19 protein-coding genes are annotated in these 17751 nt (G+C 70.2%); 12 read left to right on the top strand and 7 right to left on the bottom strand.

Going from position 1 to position 17751, the window contains the following annotated elements:
* The first annotated feature begins 2 nt into the window (after positions 1-2).
* Genes OG747_RS41855 through OG747_RS41905 form a run of 11 tightly spaced genes read left to right on the top strand, consistent with a single transcriptional unit; the run spans position 3 to position 11602 of the window.
* On the top strand, positions 3-1244 hold the full coding sequence (locus tag OG747_RS41855; RefSeq protein ID WP_405884559.1) for a glycosyltransferase: 1242 nt from the start codon (positions 3-5) through the stop codon (positions 1242-1244).
* On the top strand, positions 1241-2476 hold the full coding sequence (locus tag OG747_RS41860; RefSeq protein ID WP_405884560.1) for a class I SAM-dependent methyltransferase: 1236 nt from the start codon (positions 1241-1243) through the stop codon (positions 2474-2476). The genes OG747_RS41855 and OG747_RS41860 overlap by 4 nt, the downstream gene beginning before the upstream one ends.
* Positions 2473-3282 (top strand): glucose-1-phosphate cytidylyltransferase, encoded by an 810-nt coding sequence (locus tag OG747_RS41865; protein ID WP_405884561.1) that lies wholly within the window; start codon positions 2473-2475, stop codon positions 3280-3282. The genes OG747_RS41860 and OG747_RS41865 overlap by 4 nt, the downstream gene beginning before the upstream one ends.
* Positions 3279-3926 (top strand): PIG-L deacetylase family protein, encoded by a 648-nt coding sequence (locus OG747_RS41870; protein WP_405884562.1) that lies wholly within the window; start codon positions 3279-3281, stop codon positions 3924-3926. The genes OG747_RS41865 and OG747_RS41870 overlap by 4 nt, the downstream gene beginning before the upstream one ends.
* A gap of 3 nt (positions 3927-3929) precedes the next feature.
* Entirely contained in the window at positions 3930-4964 is a 1035-nt protein-coding gene (locus OG747_RS41875) for an NAD-dependent epimerase/dehydratase family protein (protein ID WP_405884563.1), read from the top strand.
* The gene (locus OG747_RS41880; RefSeq protein WP_405884564.1) at positions 4952-6235 is read left to right on the top strand and encodes a DUF4910 domain-containing protein; all 1284 of its coding nucleotides are present in this window, start codon (positions 4952-4954) and stop codon (positions 6233-6235) included. The genes OG747_RS41875 and OG747_RS41880 overlap by 13 nt, the downstream gene beginning before the upstream one ends.
* Positions 6236-6240: 5 nt before the next feature.
* Complete coding sequence (locus OG747_RS41885) at positions 6241-7539, top strand: hypothetical protein (protein ID WP_405884565.1); 1299 nt, start codon at positions 6241-6243, stop codon at positions 7537-7539.
* Positions 7536-8483, top strand: coding sequence for a glycosyltransferase family 2 protein (locus OG747_RS41890; protein ID WP_405884566.1), 948 nt, complete (start codon positions 7536-7538; stop codon positions 8481-8483). The genes OG747_RS41885 and OG747_RS41890 overlap by 4 nt, the downstream gene beginning before the upstream one ends.
* Positions 8480-9712, top strand: a complete 1233-nt coding sequence (locus OG747_RS41895; protein WP_405884567.1) for a polysaccharide pyruvyl transferase family protein — start codon at positions 8480-8482, stop codon at positions 9710-9712. Before OG747_RS41890 ends, OG747_RS41895 begins: the two co-directional genes overlap by 4 nt.
* The gene (gene rfbC, locus OG747_RS41900) at positions 9709-10260 is read left to right on the top strand and encodes a dTDP-4-dehydrorhamnose 3,5-epimerase (protein WP_405884568.1); all 552 of its coding nucleotides are present in this window, start codon (positions 9709-9711) and stop codon (positions 10258-10260) included. The genes OG747_RS41895 and rfbC overlap by 4 nt, the downstream gene beginning before the upstream one ends.
* A gap of 7 nt (positions 10261-10267) precedes the next feature.
* Complete coding sequence (locus OG747_RS41905) at positions 10268-11602, top strand: glutamate-1-semialdehyde 2,1-aminomutase (protein ID WP_405884569.1); 1335 nt, start codon at positions 10268-10270, stop codon at positions 11600-11602.
* Between the two features lie 22 nt (positions 11603-11624).
* Here OG747_RS41905 and OG747_RS41910 read toward each other — a convergent pair whose 3' ends face one another.
* Positions 11625-12308 carry a phosphatase PAP2 family protein gene (locus OG747_RS41910; RefSeq protein WP_405884570.1) on the bottom strand — a complete coding sequence of 228 codons (684 nt, stop codon included), beginning with the start codon at positions 12306-12308 and terminating at the stop codon, positions 11625-11627.
* A 928-nt stretch (positions 12309-13236) separates the two neighbouring features.
* Between OG747_RS41910 and OG747_RS41915 the strand changes: the two genes are divergently transcribed.
* On the top strand, positions 13237-13767 hold the full coding sequence (locus OG747_RS41915; RefSeq protein WP_405884571.1) for an IS110 family transposase: 531 nt from the start codon (positions 13237-13239) through the stop codon (positions 13765-13767).
* Positions 13768-14012: 245 nt separating this feature from the next.
* On the opposite strand, the gene OG747_RS41920 is transcribed toward OG747_RS41915, so the two are convergent.
* The 6 genes from OG747_RS41920 to OG747_RS41945 all read right to left on the bottom strand — a co-directional run bounded on the left by OG747_RS41920 (position 14013) and on the right by OG747_RS41945 (position 17734).
* Positions 14013-14246 carry a hypothetical protein gene (locus OG747_RS41920; protein WP_143628633.1) on the bottom strand — a complete coding sequence of 78 codons (234 nt, stop codon included), beginning with the start codon at positions 14244-14246 and terminating at the stop codon, positions 14013-14015.
* Positions 14247-14259: 13 nt separating this feature from the next.
* A complete protein-coding gene (locus OG747_RS41925) occupies positions 14260-15213 on the bottom strand; it encodes a sigma-70 family RNA polymerase sigma factor (protein WP_405884572.1) in 954 nt (317 codons plus the stop codon).
* Positions 15206-15937, bottom strand: a complete 732-nt coding sequence (locus OG747_RS41930; protein WP_405884573.1) for a DUF899 domain-containing protein — start codon at positions 15935-15937, stop codon at positions 15206-15208. The genes OG747_RS41925 and OG747_RS41930 overlap by 8 nt, the downstream gene beginning before the upstream one ends.
* A gap of 30 nt (positions 15938-15967) precedes the next feature.
* A complete protein-coding gene (locus tag OG747_RS41935) occupies positions 15968-16111 on the bottom strand; it encodes a hypothetical protein (RefSeq protein WP_405884574.1) in 144 nt (47 codons plus the stop codon).
* Positions 16112-16168: 57 nt separating this feature from the next.
* The gene (locus OG747_RS41940; protein WP_405884575.1) at positions 16169-16870 is read right to left on the bottom strand and encodes an NAD(P)-dependent oxidoreductase; all 702 of its coding nucleotides are present in this window, start codon (positions 16868-16870) and stop codon (positions 16169-16171) included.
* Between the two features lie 156 nt (positions 16871-17026).
* Positions 17027-17734, bottom strand: a complete 708-nt coding sequence (locus OG747_RS41945) for a hypothetical protein (RefSeq protein WP_405884576.1) — start codon at positions 17732-17734, stop codon at positions 17027-17029.
* Between the last annotated feature and the right edge of the window lie 17 nt (positions 17735-17751).

Genomic DNA, 17751 nt, shown 5'->3' on the forward strand with positions numbered 1-17751 from the left:
GCATGCACGTCTTCGTGGTGCACAACCGCTACGCCTCGGCGCAGCCGAGCGGGGAGAACAAGGTCGTCGACCAGGAGGTGGAGCTGCTGCGCGCGGCCGGCCATCGGGTCGAGGCGTTCGAGCGGCGCAGCGACGACATCGCCGCCCGCTCCCTCCTTGGCAAGGCCGCGCTGCCGCTCCTTGTGCCGTGGAACCCGGCGGTGCGCGCGGAACTCGCCGCCCGGCTGCGCACCGAGCGGCCGGACGTGGTGCACGTCCACAACGTCTTCCCGCTCCTGTCGCCCGCGGTGCTTGCCGCCTGCGCCGACGCCGGTGTGCCCGCCGTCGCCACGCTGCACAACTACACCCAGGTCTGCCCTCCCGGCACGCTGCAGCGGGACGGCCGACCATGCACCGAGTGCGTCGGATCGGCGCCGCTGCCCGCCGTCCGGCACGGCTGCTACCGGAACTCCCGTCTGGCGACGGTGCCGCTCGCGGTCAGCCTGTCGGTCAACCGGCGGCGGTGGTGGTCCGGCGTGGAGCGGTTCTTCTGCATCTCCGCGGCGCAGCGCGACGTCCTGGTGCGGTCCGGCATGCCGGCCGAGCGGCTGGCGGTGAAGCACAACTTCGTGCCCGACCCGGGCACTTGCCGAGTGGGCGGGGGAGAGCAGCTGCTCTTTCTCGGCCGGCTCGCGGAGGCCAAGGGAGTGCGGCTGCTCATGGCCGCGTGGGACGAGATCGCAGCGAGCGGCGGTGTGGGCGTCCCGCTCGTGATCGCCGGCACGGGGCCACTGGAACGAGAGGTCACCGCCTGGGCGGCGGGACGTGACGACGTGCGCTACGTCGGCCTGTTGGACGCGGCGGAGTGCCGGAAGGCCATCGCGAGGTCGGTCGCCGTGGTGGCTCCCTCGACATGGCTGGAGGCGTTCGGCCTGGTGGTCGTGGAGGCGATGGCGGCCGGGGTCCCGACCGTCGCCGCTGGTCACGGCGCCTTCGTCGAACTCGTCGAGGACGGCGTCACCGGGCTGCTGCACCAGCCGGGCGAGGCCGCCTCGCTCGCGTCCTGCATACGCCGGATCGCGGCCGAGCCGGCCCGCAACCGGGAGATGGGCCAGGCGGCCCGGCGCCGCTACGAGCAAGGATTCAGCCCGGCCGTCGGCCTTGAGCGCCTGGTGGAGGGGTACCGCACCGCGATCGCGGGTCGGTCAGCACTGGCTCGCGGTGGGGACACCCGTGCGAGCAGGGGGGATGGGGACAGCAGATGACACGATGCCGACTCTGCGGCTCGGAAGCGATGACGAGCGTCGTCGATCTTGGGGCGACCCCGCCATGTGAGAGCTTTCTCGCCGCGGACCAACTGGACCAGCCGGAGCCGGCGTACCCGCTGCACCTGCGGGTCTGCACCGACTGCTGGCTTGCGCAGATCCCTCCGCTGATCACGCCGGAGGAGACGTTCACGCAGTACGCGTACTTCTCCTCCTACTCGACCTCCTGGGTGGAGCACGCGCGCACGTTCGTCGCCGACGCCGTACAGCGGCTGGGTCTCGGCCCCGACGCCTTCGTGGTCGAGGTGGCGAGCAACGACGGGTACCTGCTGAGGCACGTGGTGGACCGCGGGATCCGCTGCCTCGGCATCGAGCCGTCGGTGAACGTCGGCGCCGCGGCGCGGGAGGCGGGTGTGCCCACGCTCACGGCGTTCCTGGACCCGGCCACCGGCGCCGCCGTCCGCGAAGAGCACGGCCCGGCGGACCTGGTCGTGGCCAACAACGTGTACGCGCACATCCCCGACGTGGTCGGGTTCACCCAGGGGCTGCGCGCCCTGGTCGCCGACGACGGCTGGGTCTCCGTCGAGGTGCAGCACCTGCTGACCCTGATCGAGGAGAACCAGTACGACACGATCTACCACGAGCACTTCCAGTACTACACGGTCGCGTCCGCGACCCGAGCCCTTGCGAGCGGCGGACTCGCGCTCGTGGACGTCGAGATGCTGCCCACGCACGGCGGCTCCATCCGGCTGTGGGCCCGGCCGATTGAGGTGGCCGGCGAGCCGACCCAGCGGGTGGCCGACGTGCTGGACCGAGAGAAGGCCGCCGGGTTGCAGGAGCTGTCCGGGTACACCGAGTTCTCCGCCCGGGTGGCCAAGGTGCGCCGAGATCTGCTGCGGTTCCTCATAGAGGCGGCCGAGCGCGGCGAAACGGTCGTCGGCTACGGCGCCCCGGGCAAGGGCAACACCCTGCTCAACCACTGCGGTATCCGCCCCGACCTGCTCGCGTACACGGTCGACCGCAATCCGTACAAGCACGGCAGGTTCACCCCGGGCACCCGCATCCCGATCCTGCCGCCCGAGCAGATAGCCGCCGACAAGCCGGACTACGTCCTCGTCCTCCCGTGGAACCTGCGGGCCGAGCTGGTCGAGCAACTGTCCTTCGTGCACGACTGGGGCGGCCGGCTGGTCTTTCCGATCCCGGAACTGAGCATTGTCGAGGTCAAGTCATGAAGGTCGTTCTGTTCTGCGGCGGTTACGGGATGCGCATGCGCAACGGAGCCTCCGACGACGTGCCCAAGCCGATGGCGATGGTCGGGCCGCGACCGCTGATCTGGCACGTCATGCGCTACTACGCGCACTTCGGGCACACGGAGTTCATCCTGTGCCTCGGCTACGGGGCTCACCACATCAAGAACTTCTTCCTCAACTACGAGGAGACGGCGTCCAACGACTTCGTGCTGCGGGGCGGGCGGACCGAGCTGCTGTCCACCGACATAGCCCACTGGACGATCACGTTCGCGCAGACCGGCATCGAGTCACCGATCGGGGAGCGGCTGCGCAGGGTGCGGCACCACCTGCACGGCGACGAGATGTTCCTCGCCAACTACGCCGACGTGCTCACCGACGCCCCGCTGCCGGAGATGATCGAGAACTTCGCCCGGCGCGACGCCGGTGCGTCGATGATGGTGGTACCGCCGCAGTCCTCGTTCCACTGCGTGGACCTGGGCGAGGACGGCCTGGTGGGGGGCATCACCGCGGTGAGCGAACTGCCGCTGTGGGAGAACGGCGGCTACTTCGTGCTCCGCCAGGAGGTCTTCGACCACATACCGGAGAACGGGGACCTGGTCGCCGACGGATGTGCCCAACTGGCCAAGCGCGGGCGGCTGGTGGCGCATCAGCACCGCGGCTTCTGGAAGCCGACCGACACCGTGAAGGAGCGGGCCGCGCTCGACGACGCCTACGCCCGGGGCGACCGTCCGTGGGCCGTGTGGGAACGGGACGGCGCGGGGGCGAACGCCGGAGTGAGGACCGCATGATCCAGCTCAGCGCCGGGCGCCTGGACCGGATCGTCGCAGTGGGCGCGCACTGCGACGACATCGCCATCGGCGCCGGCGGCACGCTGCTGACGCTGTGCCTCGCGCGACCGGGTATCCGCGTCGACGCGCTGGTGCTCTCCGGCGGTGGCAGCGAGCGGGAGCAGGAGGAGCAGGCCGCGCTCGCCGCCTTCTGCCCGGGCGCCGACCTGCGGCTGACCGTGCGCAAGCTGCCGGACGGACGGCTGCCCGCGCACTGGGAGGAGGCCAAGGCCGCGGTCGAGGAGCTGCGCCTGCAGACCGAACCGGAGCTGGTCCTCGCGCCGCGCACCGATGACGCGCATCAGGATCACCGCGGCCTGGCGAAGCTGATGACCACCGCGTTCCGTGACCACCTCGTGCTCGGCTACGAGATCGTCAAGTGGGACGGCGATCTCGGCCGACCGGCGGCGTACCAGCCGCTGTCGCCCGAGATCGCCGAACGGAAGGTGCGGCTGCTGCAGGAGCACTACCCCTCGCAGCGGCACCGGCCCTGGTACGACCGGGAGGCATTCCTCGGCCTTGCCCGGATCCGCGGCATCGAATGCCACACGCGCTACGCCGAGGCGTTCGCCGTCGCCAAACTCACGCTCAACCTAGGGGGTTGAACCTTGCGCGTACTACTGACCGGTCACCAGGGCTATCTGGGCACCGTGATGGCTCCGGTCCTCGCGGCCGCCGGGCACGAGGTCGTCGGCCTTGACGCCGGCCTGTTCGCCGACTGCGTCCTTGGCCCGGCGCCCGCGGACCCGCCGGGGGAGCGGATGGACCTGCGCGACGTCACGGCCGAACACGTGGCGGGGGTGGACGCCGTGATCCACCTGGCCGCGCTGTCCAACGACCCGCTGGGATCGCTGGCGCCGGAACTCACCTACGACATCAACCACCACGCGTCCGTCCGCCTTGCGCGGCTGGCCCGCGACGCCGGAGTGCGGCGCTTCCTGTACGCGTCGACCTGCTCGGTCTACGGCGCCTCCGGCGACCCCGACTTGTCGAACTTGGTGGCCGAGGACGCCCCGCTGCGCCCGGTGACGCCGTACGCGGAGTCGAAGGTGCGGGTGGAGGACGACCTGCACGCGCTGGCCGACGGCGACTTCACCCCGGTGTTCATGCGCAACGCCACCGCCTTCGGCTACTCGCCCCGGCTGCGCGCCGACATCGTGCTGAACAACCTGGTGGGCCACGCGCTCCTGTCCGGCGAGGTGTTGGTGCTCTCCGACGGCACCCCCTGGCGCCCGCTGGTGCACGCCGCCGACATCGCACGCGCCTTCGCGGCCGCGCTGACCGCGCCGCGCGAGGCGGTACACGACCGGGCATTCAACATCGGCAGTGAGATCAACAACGTCACGGTCGCCGAGATCGCCGAGCAGGTCGCCGAGGCAGTGTCCGGCGCGAAGGTGGTGATCACCGGGGAGAACGGTGCCGATCCGCGGTCGTACCGGGTGGACTTCTCCCGGTTCCGCACCGCGATTCCCGGCTTCGACTGCGAGTGGACGGTGAAGCAGGGCGCCCTCGAACTCGCCGACGCCTACCGGAAGTTCGGGCTGACCCGGGAGGACTTCGAGCAGCGCTTCACCCGGCTCGCCGTGCTCCGCGCGGCGACCGACGCCGGCACCGTCGACGACACCCTGCGGTGGCGCCGATGACCAACGCCGGCGAAGAGATGTACGCGCTGGTGGAGCGGCTGTACCCGCTGTGCCGGAGCATCACCGGTGACGGTGTGCGCGCCACCCTGCAGATCGTCGGCGAGTACGTCCCGCTGCAGGTGCACGAGGTGCCGACCGGGACGCAGGTGCTCGACTGGACGGTGCCGCAGGAGTGGAACATCCGGGACGCGTACATCGCCGACACCGCCGGCCACCGGGTCGTCGACTTCGCCGCGTCCAGCCTGCACGTGCTCGGCTACAGCGTGCCGGTGTCGGCGACCATGCCGCTGGCCGAGCTGCGCGGACACCTGCACACCCTGCCGGACCACCCGTCCTGGGTGCCGTACCGCACGAGTTACTACAAGCCGGAATGGGGGTTCTGCCTGGCCCAGGAGACCTTGGACGCGCTGCCGGACGGCGAGTACGAGGTACGCATCGACTCCACACTCGCGGACGGCCACCTCACCTACGCCGAGCACGTGGTCCCCGGGCAGGTCCCCGACGAGGTGATCGTCTCTTGCCACGTCTGCCATCCGTCGCTGGCCAACGACAACCTGGCCGGCATCGCGGTGGCGACGTTCCTGGCCCGCGCGCTGGCGCAGGAGACGCCGTACTACACCTACCGGTTCATCTACGCGCCCGGCACCATCGGGGCGATCACCTGGCTGGCCCGCAACGCGGAGCGGGTGGAACGGGTCAAGCACGGCCTCGTGCTGGCCTGCGCCGGGGACCCGGGCCAGTTGACGTACAAGCAGAGCAGGCGCGGCGACGCGGAGATCGACCGGGTGATGCGGCACGTGCTGGCCGCATCCGAACGCCCGCACCACGTCACCGAGTTCACTCCGTACGGCTACGACGAACGGCAGTTCTGCTCGCCCGGGTTCGATCTCGGCGTGGGCTCGCTCACCCGGACCCCGTACGCCGGCTACCCCGAGTACCACACCTCGGCGGACAACCTGGACTTCGTCTCCCCGGAGGCGATGGCGGACACGCTCGCCGTCTGCCGCGAGGCATTCGCCGTCCTCGACCGCAACCGGCGGTACCTCAACCTCAGCCCCTACGGCGAACCACAGCTGGGCCGGCGCGGATTGTACGACGCGCTCGGCGGCCGCAGCGACACCAAGCAGGCCCAGATGGCCATGCTCTGGGTGCTCAACCTCTCCGACGGCGAGCACAGTCTGCTGGACGTCGCCGAGCGGTCCGGGCTGCCGTTCGACACCGTCGCCGGCGCGGCGAGCGCTCTGCACGGCGCCGGGCTGATCAAGGCATGAGGCCGATGACCACCCAGGGGGAGAATCCGCAGAGAACGGCGCCACCGGCCCGGTCCGCCAAACGGGCCCTCGTCGGTCGGCTGTCCTGGGGACTGGCCGACCAGGCGGCCTCCAGCATCAGCAACTTCGCGGTGGGCGTCTACGTGGCCCGCTCGCTGGGGCTGACCGCGTTCGGCGTGTTCAGCCTGGCCTGGGTGACCTACGGCGTGGTGCTCAACGTCTCCCGCGGCCTGGCCACCGACCCGCTCGTGGTGCGCTTCAGCGGCGTGCCGGAGGCGTCCTGGCGCGGGGCGGTGGCCCGGTCGACGGGTACCGCGCTCGGCGTCGGTGCGGCCCTCGGCGTGGTGTGCCTGGCGGCCGGGCTCGGCCTCGGCGGCCGGGTGGGGCCCGCGTTCGTGGCCCTCGGTGTCATGCTGCCGGGACTGCTGCTCCAGGACGCCTGGCGGTTCTCGTTCTTCGCCGCCGGCGCCGGGCGGAAGGCGTTCGTCAACGACGTCGTGTGGGGCGTCGCGCTCGTCCCGGCCATGGTCGTGGCGGCCCACGCGGACAGCGTGGCCGCCTTCGTGCTCGCCTGGGGCGCGTCCGCCACGGTGGCCGCGGGGTACGGCTACCTCCAGTCCGGCATCCGGCCCCGGATGGCCGAGGCGCGCGGCTGGCTTCGCGAACAGCGCGATCTCGGCTACCGGTACCTGGTCGAGAACGTCAGCCTCAGCGGCGCCAGCCAGGCGCGGGCGTACGGGCTCGGAGCGATCGTCGCGGTGAGCGCGGTGGGCGCGGTGCGGGGTGCCGAGCTCCTGATGGGCCCGTTCCTCGCCGTGCTGATGGGGCTTTCGCTGGTCACCGTCCCGGAGGCGGCCCGGGTGCTGCGGCGGGCCCCGCATCAACTGGGCAGGTTCTGCCTCCTGCTCGGCGGCGGGCAGGCAGCCGGCGCGCTGCTCTGGGGCTCGGCGCTGCTCCTGATGCCGGGCCGGCTCGGTGAGCTGGCGCTCGGCGACGTGTGGCACTCCTCCTCGCACCTCATCGTGCAGATCACCCTCAGTGTCGCGGGCGCGGGCCTCGGCACCGGCGCGGCGGCCGGGCTACGCGCGCTCGGCGCGGCCCGGCGCAGCCTGCGCTGCCAGCTGTTCGCCTCCGCCTGCTACGTCGGCGGCGGACTCGGCGGGGCGGCCGCCGCCGGCACGGCCGGCTCCGCCTGGGGCGTCGCCGCCGCGACCCTCAGCGCCTCGGCCGTGTGGTGGCTGCAACTGCGGTCCGCCCTGCGCGAGCACCACCACAACCGCATCCCCGAAGTGAGGACCCCATGACCGCCCGACCCAGGCTGAGCATCGGCCTGCCCGTGTACAACGGCGAGGAGTACCTGGCCGAGTCGTTCGACGCCCTGCTCGGCCAGACCTACGAGGACTTCGAACTGGTCGTCTCCGACAACGCCTCGACCGACGGGACCGAGGACATCTGCCGCAAGTACGCCGCGCAGGACTCCCGCATCAGGTACCACCGGCTGCCCCGGAACATCGGCGCCACGCCGAATCACAACCATGTGTTCGCCGAGTCCCGCGGCGAGCTGTTCAAGTGGGCCTCGCACGACGACCTCTACGGCCGCGACCTGCTGCGACGCTGCGTGGAGGCGCTGGACGAGCGGCCGGACGTGATCCTCGCGCACACCGACCAGGCCGTCATCGACGGCGACGGCCAGGTGACGGTCCCCTACGAGTACACCCTCGCCACCGGCTCGCCGCACGCACCGGAGCGCTTCCGCAGTCTGCTGTTCGAGCCGGGTGGCGACGACTTCTACGGGGTGATGCGGGCCGACATGCTGCGCCGGGTGAAACCGATGGACAGCTACCACCACGCGGACCGCACGTTCGTCGCCGAGATCACCCTGCACGGGCCCTTCCACCAGGTGCCGGAGCTGCTGTACTTCCGCCGCGACCACCCCACCCGCGCCGAGCGGGCGAACCCTTCCAAGCGCTCCCGGTGCGTCAACCTGGACCCGCGCCGGGCAGGCCCGCTGCACCCGACGCCCCGGCTGCTCGCCGAGTACATCTGGGGCTTCGCCTCGGCGATCCGGCGGGCGCCGCTGTCCCCGGCCGACCGGCGCGCGTGCTACCGCCACCTGGCCGCGTGGATGACCAGCCGGGTCCGGCCGGGCGCCGGCGAGCGGGTCGAGGACCGCGCCCCGGTCGACCCGGCCCTGCTCACGGTCTCCGTCGACGCCCTCGTCGCCGGCCGTGACGGGAGGCAGGCATGACGTCCGCGGACGAAACTCCGGTGCGCGTCGGGGTGTTCGGCCTGCTCGGCTCCGGCAACCTCGGCAACGACGGGTCGCTCGAGGCCGTCCTCGGGTACCTCCGCGCCGAGCACCCGGAGGCGGTCGTGGACGCGCTGTGCGGCGGGCCCGAGGCCGTGACGACCCGGTTCGGGATCCCCGCCACGCGGCTGCACTGGAACCGCGCGGAGTACCGGACCGCGTCACGTGCGGGCGCGATCGCGGCGAAGGGTCTGGGCAAACTCGTCGACGTCTTCCGCACCGCCGCCTGGGTGCGCCGGCACGACGTGGTGATCGTGCCGGGCATGGGCGTCCTGGAGGCCACACTGCCGCTGCGGCCGTGGGGCTTCCCGTACGCGCTGTTCCTGCTCTGCGCGAGCGGCCGGCTGCTGCGCACCCGGGTCGCGCTGGTCAGCGTCGGCGCCGCCGAGATCGGCAACCGGCCCACCCGGACCCTGGTGCGCTGGTCGGCGCGGCTGGCCGCGCACCGGTCGTACCGGGACGCCCCGTCCCGCGACGCGATGCGGGCGATGGGTGTGGACACCGCGCGCGACGAGGTCTACCCGGACCTCGCCTTCGCCCTGCCGACGCCGCCGGCGAGCGCGCCCTCGGGCCCGCCGGGCGCGGTCTGCGTCGGCGTCATGGACTTCCACGGCGGCAACGACGACCGCGCCCGGGCCGAGGAGATATACCGGCGCTACCTCGACGGGACGATCCGGTTCGTCCGCGCGCTGGTCGAGGAGGGCAGGCCGGTCCGGCTGCTCACCGGCGACGAGTGCGATGCGTCGGTGGTCGCCGCGATCCTCGACGCGGTGGACTCACCGCTGGTCACCGCTGCCGAGCCGTCCTCACTGTCCGACCTGATGAACGAGATGGCGGCTGCCGACACCGTGGTGGCGATCCGGTACCACAACCTGATCTGCGCGCTGAAGACCGGCACGCCGGTGCTCGCAATCAGCTATGCGGCCAAGAGCGACGCGCTCATGGACCGGATGGGGCTGGGCGCGTACTGCCACCCGGCGCGCGAGGTCGACGCCGACCGGCTGCTTGAGCAGTTCCGGGCGCTGGAGAAGCGATCGGCCGAGCTGCGGCAGACCCTCGCCGAGCGGAACCTGGCCGCCGCCCGGCAACTCGAGCACCAGTTCACCGCCTTGACCGCGGCCCTGTTCCCGGCGGCCGACCACGCCCACGCCATGCGGGAGGCTCCATGAAGGCGACCGAAGTCCCGGAGATCGTCGGCGCGTACCTGTTCGAGCCGACGCCGTACGCCGACGAGCGCGGCTTCTTCTGCCGCACTTTCGACGCCGCCGTGGTCCGCTCGGTGGGCCTCGACCCGGACGCCTTCGTCCAGGACAGCGTGTCCCGCTCGGTCCGGGGCGTGCTGCGCGGCCTGCACCTGCGCTCCGGCTCGGGCGAGGCCAAGCTGGTGCGGTGCTCGTACGGGAGGATCTTCGACGTCGTCGTGGACCTGCGGACGGACTCGCCGACCTACCGCAACCGGGCCTTCTTCGAGCTGTCCGACGAGACGCAGACGACCCTGTACATCCCGGCGGGGTGCGCACACGGCTTCCAGGCGCTGACCGAAACCGCCGACGTCTCGTACCGGATCGACCGCCCGCACGATCCGGCCGAGGACGTGACGATCGCCTTCGACGACCCGGAGCTCGCCATCCCCTGGCCGCTGCCGGTCATATCGATGTCCAAGCGGGACCGGGCGGCGCCGAGCCTCGCCGAGGTCCTGCAGCACAAAGAGAGTTGAGGTTGGCGTGGCCACCGAAGACACCGAAGATCTCCTCCTGCCCCGGTCGCGGATGGCGAACGAGCGGCTGCACGCCATGATCCCCGGGGGCGCGCACACCTACGCCAAGGGCGACGACCAGTACCCCGAAAACCTGGCCCCGGTCATCAGCCACGGCCGCGGTGCCCACGTGTGGGACATCGACGGTAACCGCTACATCGAGTACGGTTCCGGCCTGCGGTCGGTCAGCCTCGGCCACGCGCACCCACGCGTGATCGAGGCGGTGCGGCGGGAACTCGACCGCGGCAGCAACTTCGTCCGGCCGTCCATCGTGGAGGTCGAGGCCGCGGAACGCTTCCTGGCCACGGTGCCGACCGCCGAGATGGTGAAGTTCGCGAAGAACGGCTCCGACGCCACCACCGCCGCGGTGCGCCTCGCCCGCGCCGTCACCGGGCGCCCGCGGGTGGCCATCTGCGCCGACCATCCGTTCTTCTCCGTCGGCGACTGGTTCATCGGCACCACGCCGATGTCCGCCGGTGTTCCGGCGGCGACCAACGAGCTCACCGTGGCGTTCCCTTACGGGGACCTGGCCGCCACGGAGGAGCTGCTCACCCGGTACCAGGACGAGGTCGCCTGCCTGATCCTCGAACCCGCCACCGACACCGAGCCGCCGCCCGGGTACCTCGCCGGCCTGCGCGAGCTGGCCGACCGGTACGGCTGCGTACTGATCTTCGATGAGATGATCACCGGCTTCCGCTGGTCCGAGGCGGGCGCCCAGGGCCTGTACGACGTCGTCCCCGACCTCTCCACGTTCGGCAAGGCGCTGGGCAACGGATTCGCCGTCTCCGCGCTGGCCGGGCGCCGCGACCTGATGGAGCGGGGCGGGCTGCGTCACTCCGGCGACCGGGTGTTCCTGCTGTCCACCACGCACGGTGCGGAAACGCACTCCCTGGCAGCCGCGATGGCCGTGCTCACCACCTACGTCGAAGAGGGCGTCACCGCGCGGCTGCACACCCTCGGCGAGCGGTTGGCCGCCGGTGTCCGCGACGCCGCGGCCGGCATGGGCGTCGGCGACCACATCGTCGTTCGGGGCCGGGCCAGCAACCTGGTCTTCGCCACCCTCGACGAGAACCGGCAGCCGTCGCAGCAGTACCGCACCCTGTTCTTGCGCCGGCTCCTCGCGGGCGGAGTGCTGGCCCCGTCTTTCGTGGTGAGCAGCGCACTTGACGACGCGGACATCGACCGCACCGTCGACGTGGTGGCCCAGGCATGTGCGGTGTACCGCAAGGCGCTGGACGCCGCTGACCCCACCCCCTGGCTGGCCGGGCGGCCGGTGAAGCCCGTATTCCGCCGCTTGGCGTGACGTGACGTGACGTGACGTGACGTCAGCGACGCTCCCGCCGACCGGCGTCGGCCAACCGGTCGGCCATCCGGTCGGCCATCCGGTCGACCAGCCACGCGGTCGCCGGTATCACCGCCAGCGCGGTGCACCAGCCGCCGAGGACGTCGGTCGGGTAGTGCGCGCCCAGGGCGACCTGCGCCCATCCCATCGCGGCGCCGGCAACCAGCGCCGCGGCGAGCACGAGTAACGTGCCGGCCTCCCTGCCGAGGCCGAGCCGGTCGGTCGCGAGCAGCGCCACCATGAGGGCGAGCGCGGTGGCGAAGGCGGTGTGCCCGCTCGGGTAGGACAGGTTGTCGCCGTGGATGGTGCGTCCCACCAGGGACTTGAGCAGCGTCGTCGTCGCCACGGTCATGCCGACGCCGGCAACGATGAGCACCGCTGCGCGAGGACGCCGAAGCAGCAGGCAGCCCGTCACGGCGGCCACGACCAGCGTCGCCGCTCCCACGGGCTCCCCCAAGAAGTCCATGGCCAGAGCGACGTACCGCCACGGCGGCCGCAGACTGTCCGCCGTCGGCTGGATGATCCACCTGTCCACCACGCCGGGCTCACTATGGCCGGCATACAGGACCCCGAGCGCGACGACCACCAGCGCGGTGAGGGCCGCGATCAGCCCGAGCCACGGGCGCAGCGACGGGGGCAGCACCGCGGGCGCCGGTCGGCCGGTCACACGTTCACCGCGTCCGGTCGACCTGCGGTAGTGACTTTGTTCCGCTGCCGCCCGCCGACATGGCCGGGATCGTCAGCCTGTACGGGCTGCGCGGTTGGACCGAGCAAGATGATGAACCCGTCAAGCGCGAACTGGGCCGGGCCGACTTCCAGGTCCTCTCCTGCCAGGTGATCCAACGCGAGCCCCCGTCGTGTCCGATTCACTCTCCAGCGACCATGACCGCCCCGCGGACACCCGCTCCTGGCCTGTACGCCTCCGCGGGAGCCGTCAGCACCCTAACCGCAATCCGGTCGCGGCAAACCGCCGTCGGACAGTCTCGGAGTGTGAGCCGCGCCCTGTTTCGTAGCGGATGTTCGCGGACAGTGACTTCGAGCCTGAGGTGCCTGGAGGGGCAAAGTTCCCCTCCAGGCAACCGACTTGAGGCTCTAGGAGAACCCGAGCTTCTGCGCCGAGTACGACACGAGGAGGTTTTTGGTCTGCCGGTGGTACACAGGCAGCGCATCGCTGACCAGCGCAAACAGCGCCCGTCTCGGCTTTGACAGGATTGCTGGCCCGGGAATGGTCCGGATCTTGACCGATGCGGTCCCTCGGACTGGGTGGCCGCCCGGCGCCACGCAGCGGTCGGAGCCGAAAAAAAGGGGGGTGCCGCCTACTGCATCCGCTCGCACTCTGGTGTGACATAGCCATCGGCCGATACCGCCCGGTACGCCGAAACCCGCACGCTGTTGGCGTAGAGCGATAATCCGCTCGCCGTGGCCGCGTGCGGTGGTGGCCATCCGTCGTGAGCTATGACGGTCTCACATGGCACAGGTTGTAGAAGCCGTCCAGGGCCGTCCATCCAGTCCTATGCGGACATATATGTCCAGTTTCGGGATCCTGCGCCGGGAGCGTGTCCGGTCACGAGGCAGTTACGGTCCAGCTCCACGCTGTGCTGCGAGATCTGCTTCCCGGCGGTGCTCCGCCTCAGCTCGCGGCGGACCAGGCCGCCGCGCTGCTGCGCACGGTCCGCCCCGCCGGCAACGTCGAAAAGGTCCGCAAGGACCTTGCCCGCGACCTGGTCACGGAGATCCGGGCGCTGGACAAGCGCTTGGCGGAGAACGCCGTACGCATGGAGGAACTGGTCGAGTCCTCGGGCAGCACGCTGATGAACACGCCCGGCGTCGGGCCGGTGTTGGCGGCACGGCTCGTCGGCCGTGTCGGACACGCCAGCCGGTTCGCCACTGCGACGGCGTTCGCGAACTACACCGGCGTCGCCCCGGTCGAGATCGCCAGCGCGGACAAGGCCCGCCACCGGCTCTCACGCTCCGGCGACCGTCAGCTCAACTCCGTCCTCCACACCATCGCCGTCACTCAGATCAGGATGCCTGGTGGCCTGGGAGACCTCCGCCCGCGCGGACGCCGACCTGGTGATTCCTGGCCAGACCCGCATCCGGGTTCCGCGGCTCAGGTTGCTGATTAGTCGGTGAAAACGTGGGTTGAGCTGGAGAAACGCTGATTGGCCCTGTGACGGGGCGTGTCACTGGGCGGTGGTGTCGTCGCTGGTCAGTGGGTTGTTGGCGTGGCCTCGTAGACGCGGCGTGGTTCGGGCAGGCCGAGTGCGGCGAGGGTCTTCTTGACGGCCGGGGTCAGCTCGGTGCGCTGGGGAAGGATCCGGCGGGGCCGGTGAAGGTGCCCAGATGCAGGCGTTGGGGTTCGTCGCGTAGCTTATTCGTGCGGTGAACGACCGCGGGCCCCGCAGAGGTCGGCGGCGATACTGAACAGTCGGGCGCGTTCTGATTGCCGATGCTGTTGATCGTCTTGGTGATCGAGTGCGCGATGGTAGATCTGCCGCATGACGCGGTCGGCGGCGTCGGCCGAACCGAGCATGAGGTGGCAGAACAGTCGCAGCTGTGCGTGAAGCTCCTCGTTGTGCTGGGTGATGTTTTCTGGTTCGGACATGCCGTTGGCCGTGTCAGAGCCCGAACAGTGGAAACAGCCCTGAGCCGTGGAACGCGACGATCCGGCAGACGCCCTCGGTTGTGGGTGTCAGTATGTGCAGCGCATGTGGGCGGTGTGCGCCGTCGCGGCCGCGGGCGTACACCGCGAAGGCGGGTTGTCCGTTGGCGGAGGTGGGGACCAGCGCGGCCGGTCCGATCACTCGCATCTGTTTGGCCAGGAAGGCGAGGATGGTGTCGCGGCCTTCGAACCAGGTCGCGATCGGCGGCATTTCCCATCTGGCGTCCTCGGTCAATACCGCGACGAGCTGATCGACGTCCGCGGTTTCGAAGGCGGTGACGTATCGGTCGAGCAGGGCCCGTTGTCGTGGCTCGGCGGGTTCGGTCAGGTTGTCTTGGCTGAGCGGAACCTGGGCTCGGGCGCGCTGGAGCGCGCTGTTGACGGCCGCTGTCGTCATCTCCAGCAGCTGCGCCACCTCGGCGGTACGCCATTGCAGCACGTCGCGGAGAATCAGCACGGCTCGTTGTCGCGGCGGCAGCTGCTGGAGCGCTCCCACCAGCGCGAGCCGCATAGTCTGTCGTTCCACCACGACCGTCGCCGGATCGGCCGGTGCGGTGGTGAACAGGAAGTCGGGTATCGGCTGGAGCCACGGTACCTCCCGAGCTGGTGCGCCGAGCGCCGCATCCAGGTCTGTCTGGGGGGCGCCGAGATCCGCGGGCAGCGGCCTGCGTCTACTTTTTTCCAGCGCCTTGAAGCACGCTCGGGTCGCGATACGGTACAGCCAGGTACGCAGCGACGACCGTCCCTCGAACGCGTCGTAGGCACGCCAGGCGTCGAGGTAGACGTCTTGCACCACCTCTTCGGCCTCGTCGACCGAGCCGAGCATGCGGTAGCAGTAGGCGAGCAGCTCACGCCGGAACGGTTCGCTCAGCCTTCCGAAATCCTTGTCGCCGGCCTTGGCTTCAGTCATGGTGTGCATGATCCGCCGATTCTGTGGTGGCGAGGTGCGCGGCTCGCCCGGTCGGGCCGTATTCGTCGTGTCGCTTCAGCCACGAATATCGCGGCACCTGGGGGTATCCGTCGGGGGAGTCCTCCCAGTCCTTTTGGCGTCCGAGTGCGGTGAAGTCGAGGGAACCCAGCGTTGCTCCCATCGGCTCGTGCTCGCGGTCGTTGATGAAGTACGTGCGGTAGACGTTGTCGCCGTCCCGGATGAATGCGTTGGTGCCGTACCACTCGGCCACGCCGAAGTCGGCGTCGAAGCTGTCGGTGATCGTGTACCACGCTATGGCCCAGCCCATACGCGCTTTCGTCCGCTCGATGTCGGGTTGCGGTGCGCGTGAGGCGAACGCGAGCGTGGTGTCGCGGGCGTAGAGATGCGCGAGATGGGCGACCTGGTCGGCCATCAGCGAGCAGCCGACGCAGGCGTGGTCGGGCCAGCCGTCCACGCCTGGCTCGAAGAAGGCGCGGTAGAGCAGCAGTTGACGACGGCCCTCGAACAGGTCGAGCAGCCGGGCGGCTCCGTTCGGACCGTCGAAGGCGTATTCCTGATCCACCTTCAGCCACGGCATCCGCCTGCGCTGAGCGGCCATCGCCTCCCGGGCGCGGGTCAGCTCCTGCTCCTTCGCCAACAGGCGCAGGCGGGCGGCCTCCCATTCCGCCGGCGTGACGACCGGGGCCCGGTAGCTGTAGTTCATCGTGATGCCCCTTGTGAGATGGAATTCGGATCAACGAACGGCGATGTCAGCCATGTCGACGACGGCCGTCATCAGGTATGCCGCGGCGAGCAGCGAGAAGGCTCGCCGGCGGTGAACGTCGCCGGAGACCGTGGTGTCGTCTCCGGCAGCGTTGCTTCGGTCGAGCGAGGTCATGATGCCTCAGATCCGTTCGTGGTCAGGTGTTTTCCAGGTCGGCTATCGGTGCCGCGGTCAATAGCCGACGGTGAAGCGGCGCTGTACGAAACGCGGAAGCTCCACTTCGTCGAGAAGGGCGACGGCCGCGTCCTCGGCGGATATACGACTGCGGCCCTCGGCGTCTATGACGGGTTGGTCGCCGCCGATGCGGAAACGGCCGGTGCGTTCGCCGGGGGCGATTTCCACGGCCGGACAGAAGTAAGTCCAGAGCCGGTTGGAGGTGCGATAGATGTTCAGCGCGTCGCGGTGGCCGCGCATCGCCGCTGCATATTCTCTGGGCAGGCCCAAGCTGTCGATCGCGGCATGGAGAAGCTCGTCGGAGTCGGCGAACACCAGTCCGGGCTTGACCTCGAGGGTGGCGGCGCCGCCGATGACGATGAGCCGGACTCTGGCATGGCTCGCCAGCGCGGTCAGCAACGCGGTGGCCGCCCGTGCGTAGATCCCGGGGTCCCCGATAGCGCGCGTCACGGCGTCAGCGGGATCGTTGGCGGTATTGCCGGGTCCGAATCCACTGATCAGGACGTCGAGGCCGGGTAGGACCGCGGCGATGCCGTCGGCATTGGTGACATCGACGTCTTTCCACGCGATGTTGTCACGACCGTCCCGAACATTCGAGACGTCGCGGCTGAACGCCGTAACCTGGTGGCCGCGGTCGAGTGCCTCTGCGACGATTCGGCTGCCGATGGTGCCAGTGGCGCCGATAACTCCGATGTGCATGGTTCTCCCTATTCGTGCTATTCGTGCGATGAACGACCGCGGGCGCCGCAGAGGTCGGCGGCCGTACTGATCAGCCATGGCATCGGTTTCTTTTCCTTTGTCAGCAGCCGTAGGCGGGCGGCCTCCCGCTTCGCCGGTGTGACGGCTGGGGCCTGGTCAACCGACGGCGATGTCGGCCATGTCGATGGCGACGAAGACGATCTGGTCGTCGCCCATTGGGGCGTAGGCGCGTCGGGTGGCGGGGATGATGATGCCGTCGACGTCGCGGTAGTCGGTGGCGTGAAGCTGTGACTCGACGGTCCGGCCGACGATGTCGATGGTGAAGTCGTGGCGGCGCAGCAACCCGTCCGGGCCGAAACAGAACACCTGCGTGCGGGTGTGGCTCTTGATGTGGTCGGGGAAGGTCACTTTCAGTCGTCGCCACTGTTCACCGTCGGCCTCGATCGGGGCGATCTCCTCGCAGACGAACCCCGCCCAGGTGAACAGGAACGGCGTGTTCAGGTACGTCCACAGTGCTTCCCCGGTGAAGTACGCGAGATGCAGGTCGTCCCACGGCGTCTCGAACTGGTGACCGTCGAACGACCGCTCCGGATTGTCGCGTGCCTCGACCACCGTGCCGACCGGTCGTTGCAGGACGACCCGGTCGGGTTCGAAGACCGACCGTCGGTCCTGCCCGACGAAGTCCATGGTCAGCCGTTCCCGCGTGGTGTCCACCTCGATGCGGACGTTCGTCAGTGCGTCGCCTTGTCCCTTGATCTGCCAGAAGGCCCCGGTGATGGCGGCGTCGACATCGATCGTGTGGATCCGGTTCCACCGGTCCACGCCACCGTGCGCGGCGACGGCGCTCGCGAGTAGATCGTTCATTGCTCTTGCTCCTCTGT

The sequence above is a fragment of the Streptomyces sp. NBC_01384 genome, assembly GCF_045040035.1.
Classification (GTDB): Bacteria; Actinomycetota; Actinomycetes; order Streptomycetales; family Streptomycetaceae; genus Streptomyces.

Coding starts and splice junctions, on each gene's coding strand:
- OG747_RS41855 (WP_405884559.1), top strand. CDS start 3: ATGCACGTCTTCGTGGTGCACAACCGCTACGCCTCGGCGCAGCCGAGC.
- OG747_RS41860 (WP_405884560.1), top strand. CDS start 1,241: ATGACACGATGCCGACTCTGCGGCTCGGAAGCGATGACGAGCGTCGTC.
- OG747_RS41865 (WP_405884561.1), top strand. CDS start 2,473: ATGAAGGTCGTTCTGTTCTGCGGCGGTTACGGGATGCGCATGCGCAAC.
- OG747_RS41870 (WP_405884562.1), top strand. CDS start 3,279: ATGATCCAGCTCAGCGCCGGGCGCCTGGACCGGATCGTCGCAGTGGGC.
- OG747_RS41885 (WP_405884565.1), top strand. CDS start 6,241: ATGACCACCCAGGGGGAGAATCCGCAGAGAACGGCGCCACCGGCCCGG.
- OG747_RS41890 (WP_405884566.1), top strand. CDS start 7,536: ATGACCGCCCGACCCAGGCTGAGCATCGGCCTGCCCGTGTACAACGGC.
- OG747_RS41895 (WP_405884567.1), top strand. CDS start 8,480: ATGACGTCCGCGGACGAAACTCCGGTGCGCGTCGGGGTGTTCGGCCTG.
- rfbC (WP_405884568.1), top strand. CDS start 9,709: ATGAAGGCGACCGAAGTCCCGGAGATCGTCGGCGCGTACCTGTTCGAG.
- OG747_RS41920 (WP_143628633.1), bottom strand. CDS start 14,246: ATGTCCGAACCAGAAAACATCACCCAGCACAACGAGGAGCTTCACGCA.
- OG747_RS41925 (WP_405884572.1), bottom strand. CDS start 15,213: ATGACTGAAGCCAAGGCCGGCGACAAGGATTTCGGAAGGCTGAGCGAA.
- OG747_RS41930 (WP_405884573.1), bottom strand. CDS start 15,937: ATGAACTACAGCTACCGGGCCCCGGTCGTCACGCCGGCGGAATGGGAG.
- OG747_RS41935 (WP_405884574.1), bottom strand. CDS start 16,111: ATGACCTCGCTCGACCGAAGCAACGCTGCCGGAGACGACACCACGGTC.
- OG747_RS41940 (WP_405884575.1), bottom strand. CDS start 16,870: ATGCACATCGGAGTTATCGGCGCCACTGGCACCATCGGCAGCCGAATC.
- OG747_RS41945 (WP_405884576.1), bottom strand. CDS start 17,734: ATGAACGATCTACTCGCGAGCGCCGTCGCCGCGCACGGTGGCGTGGAC.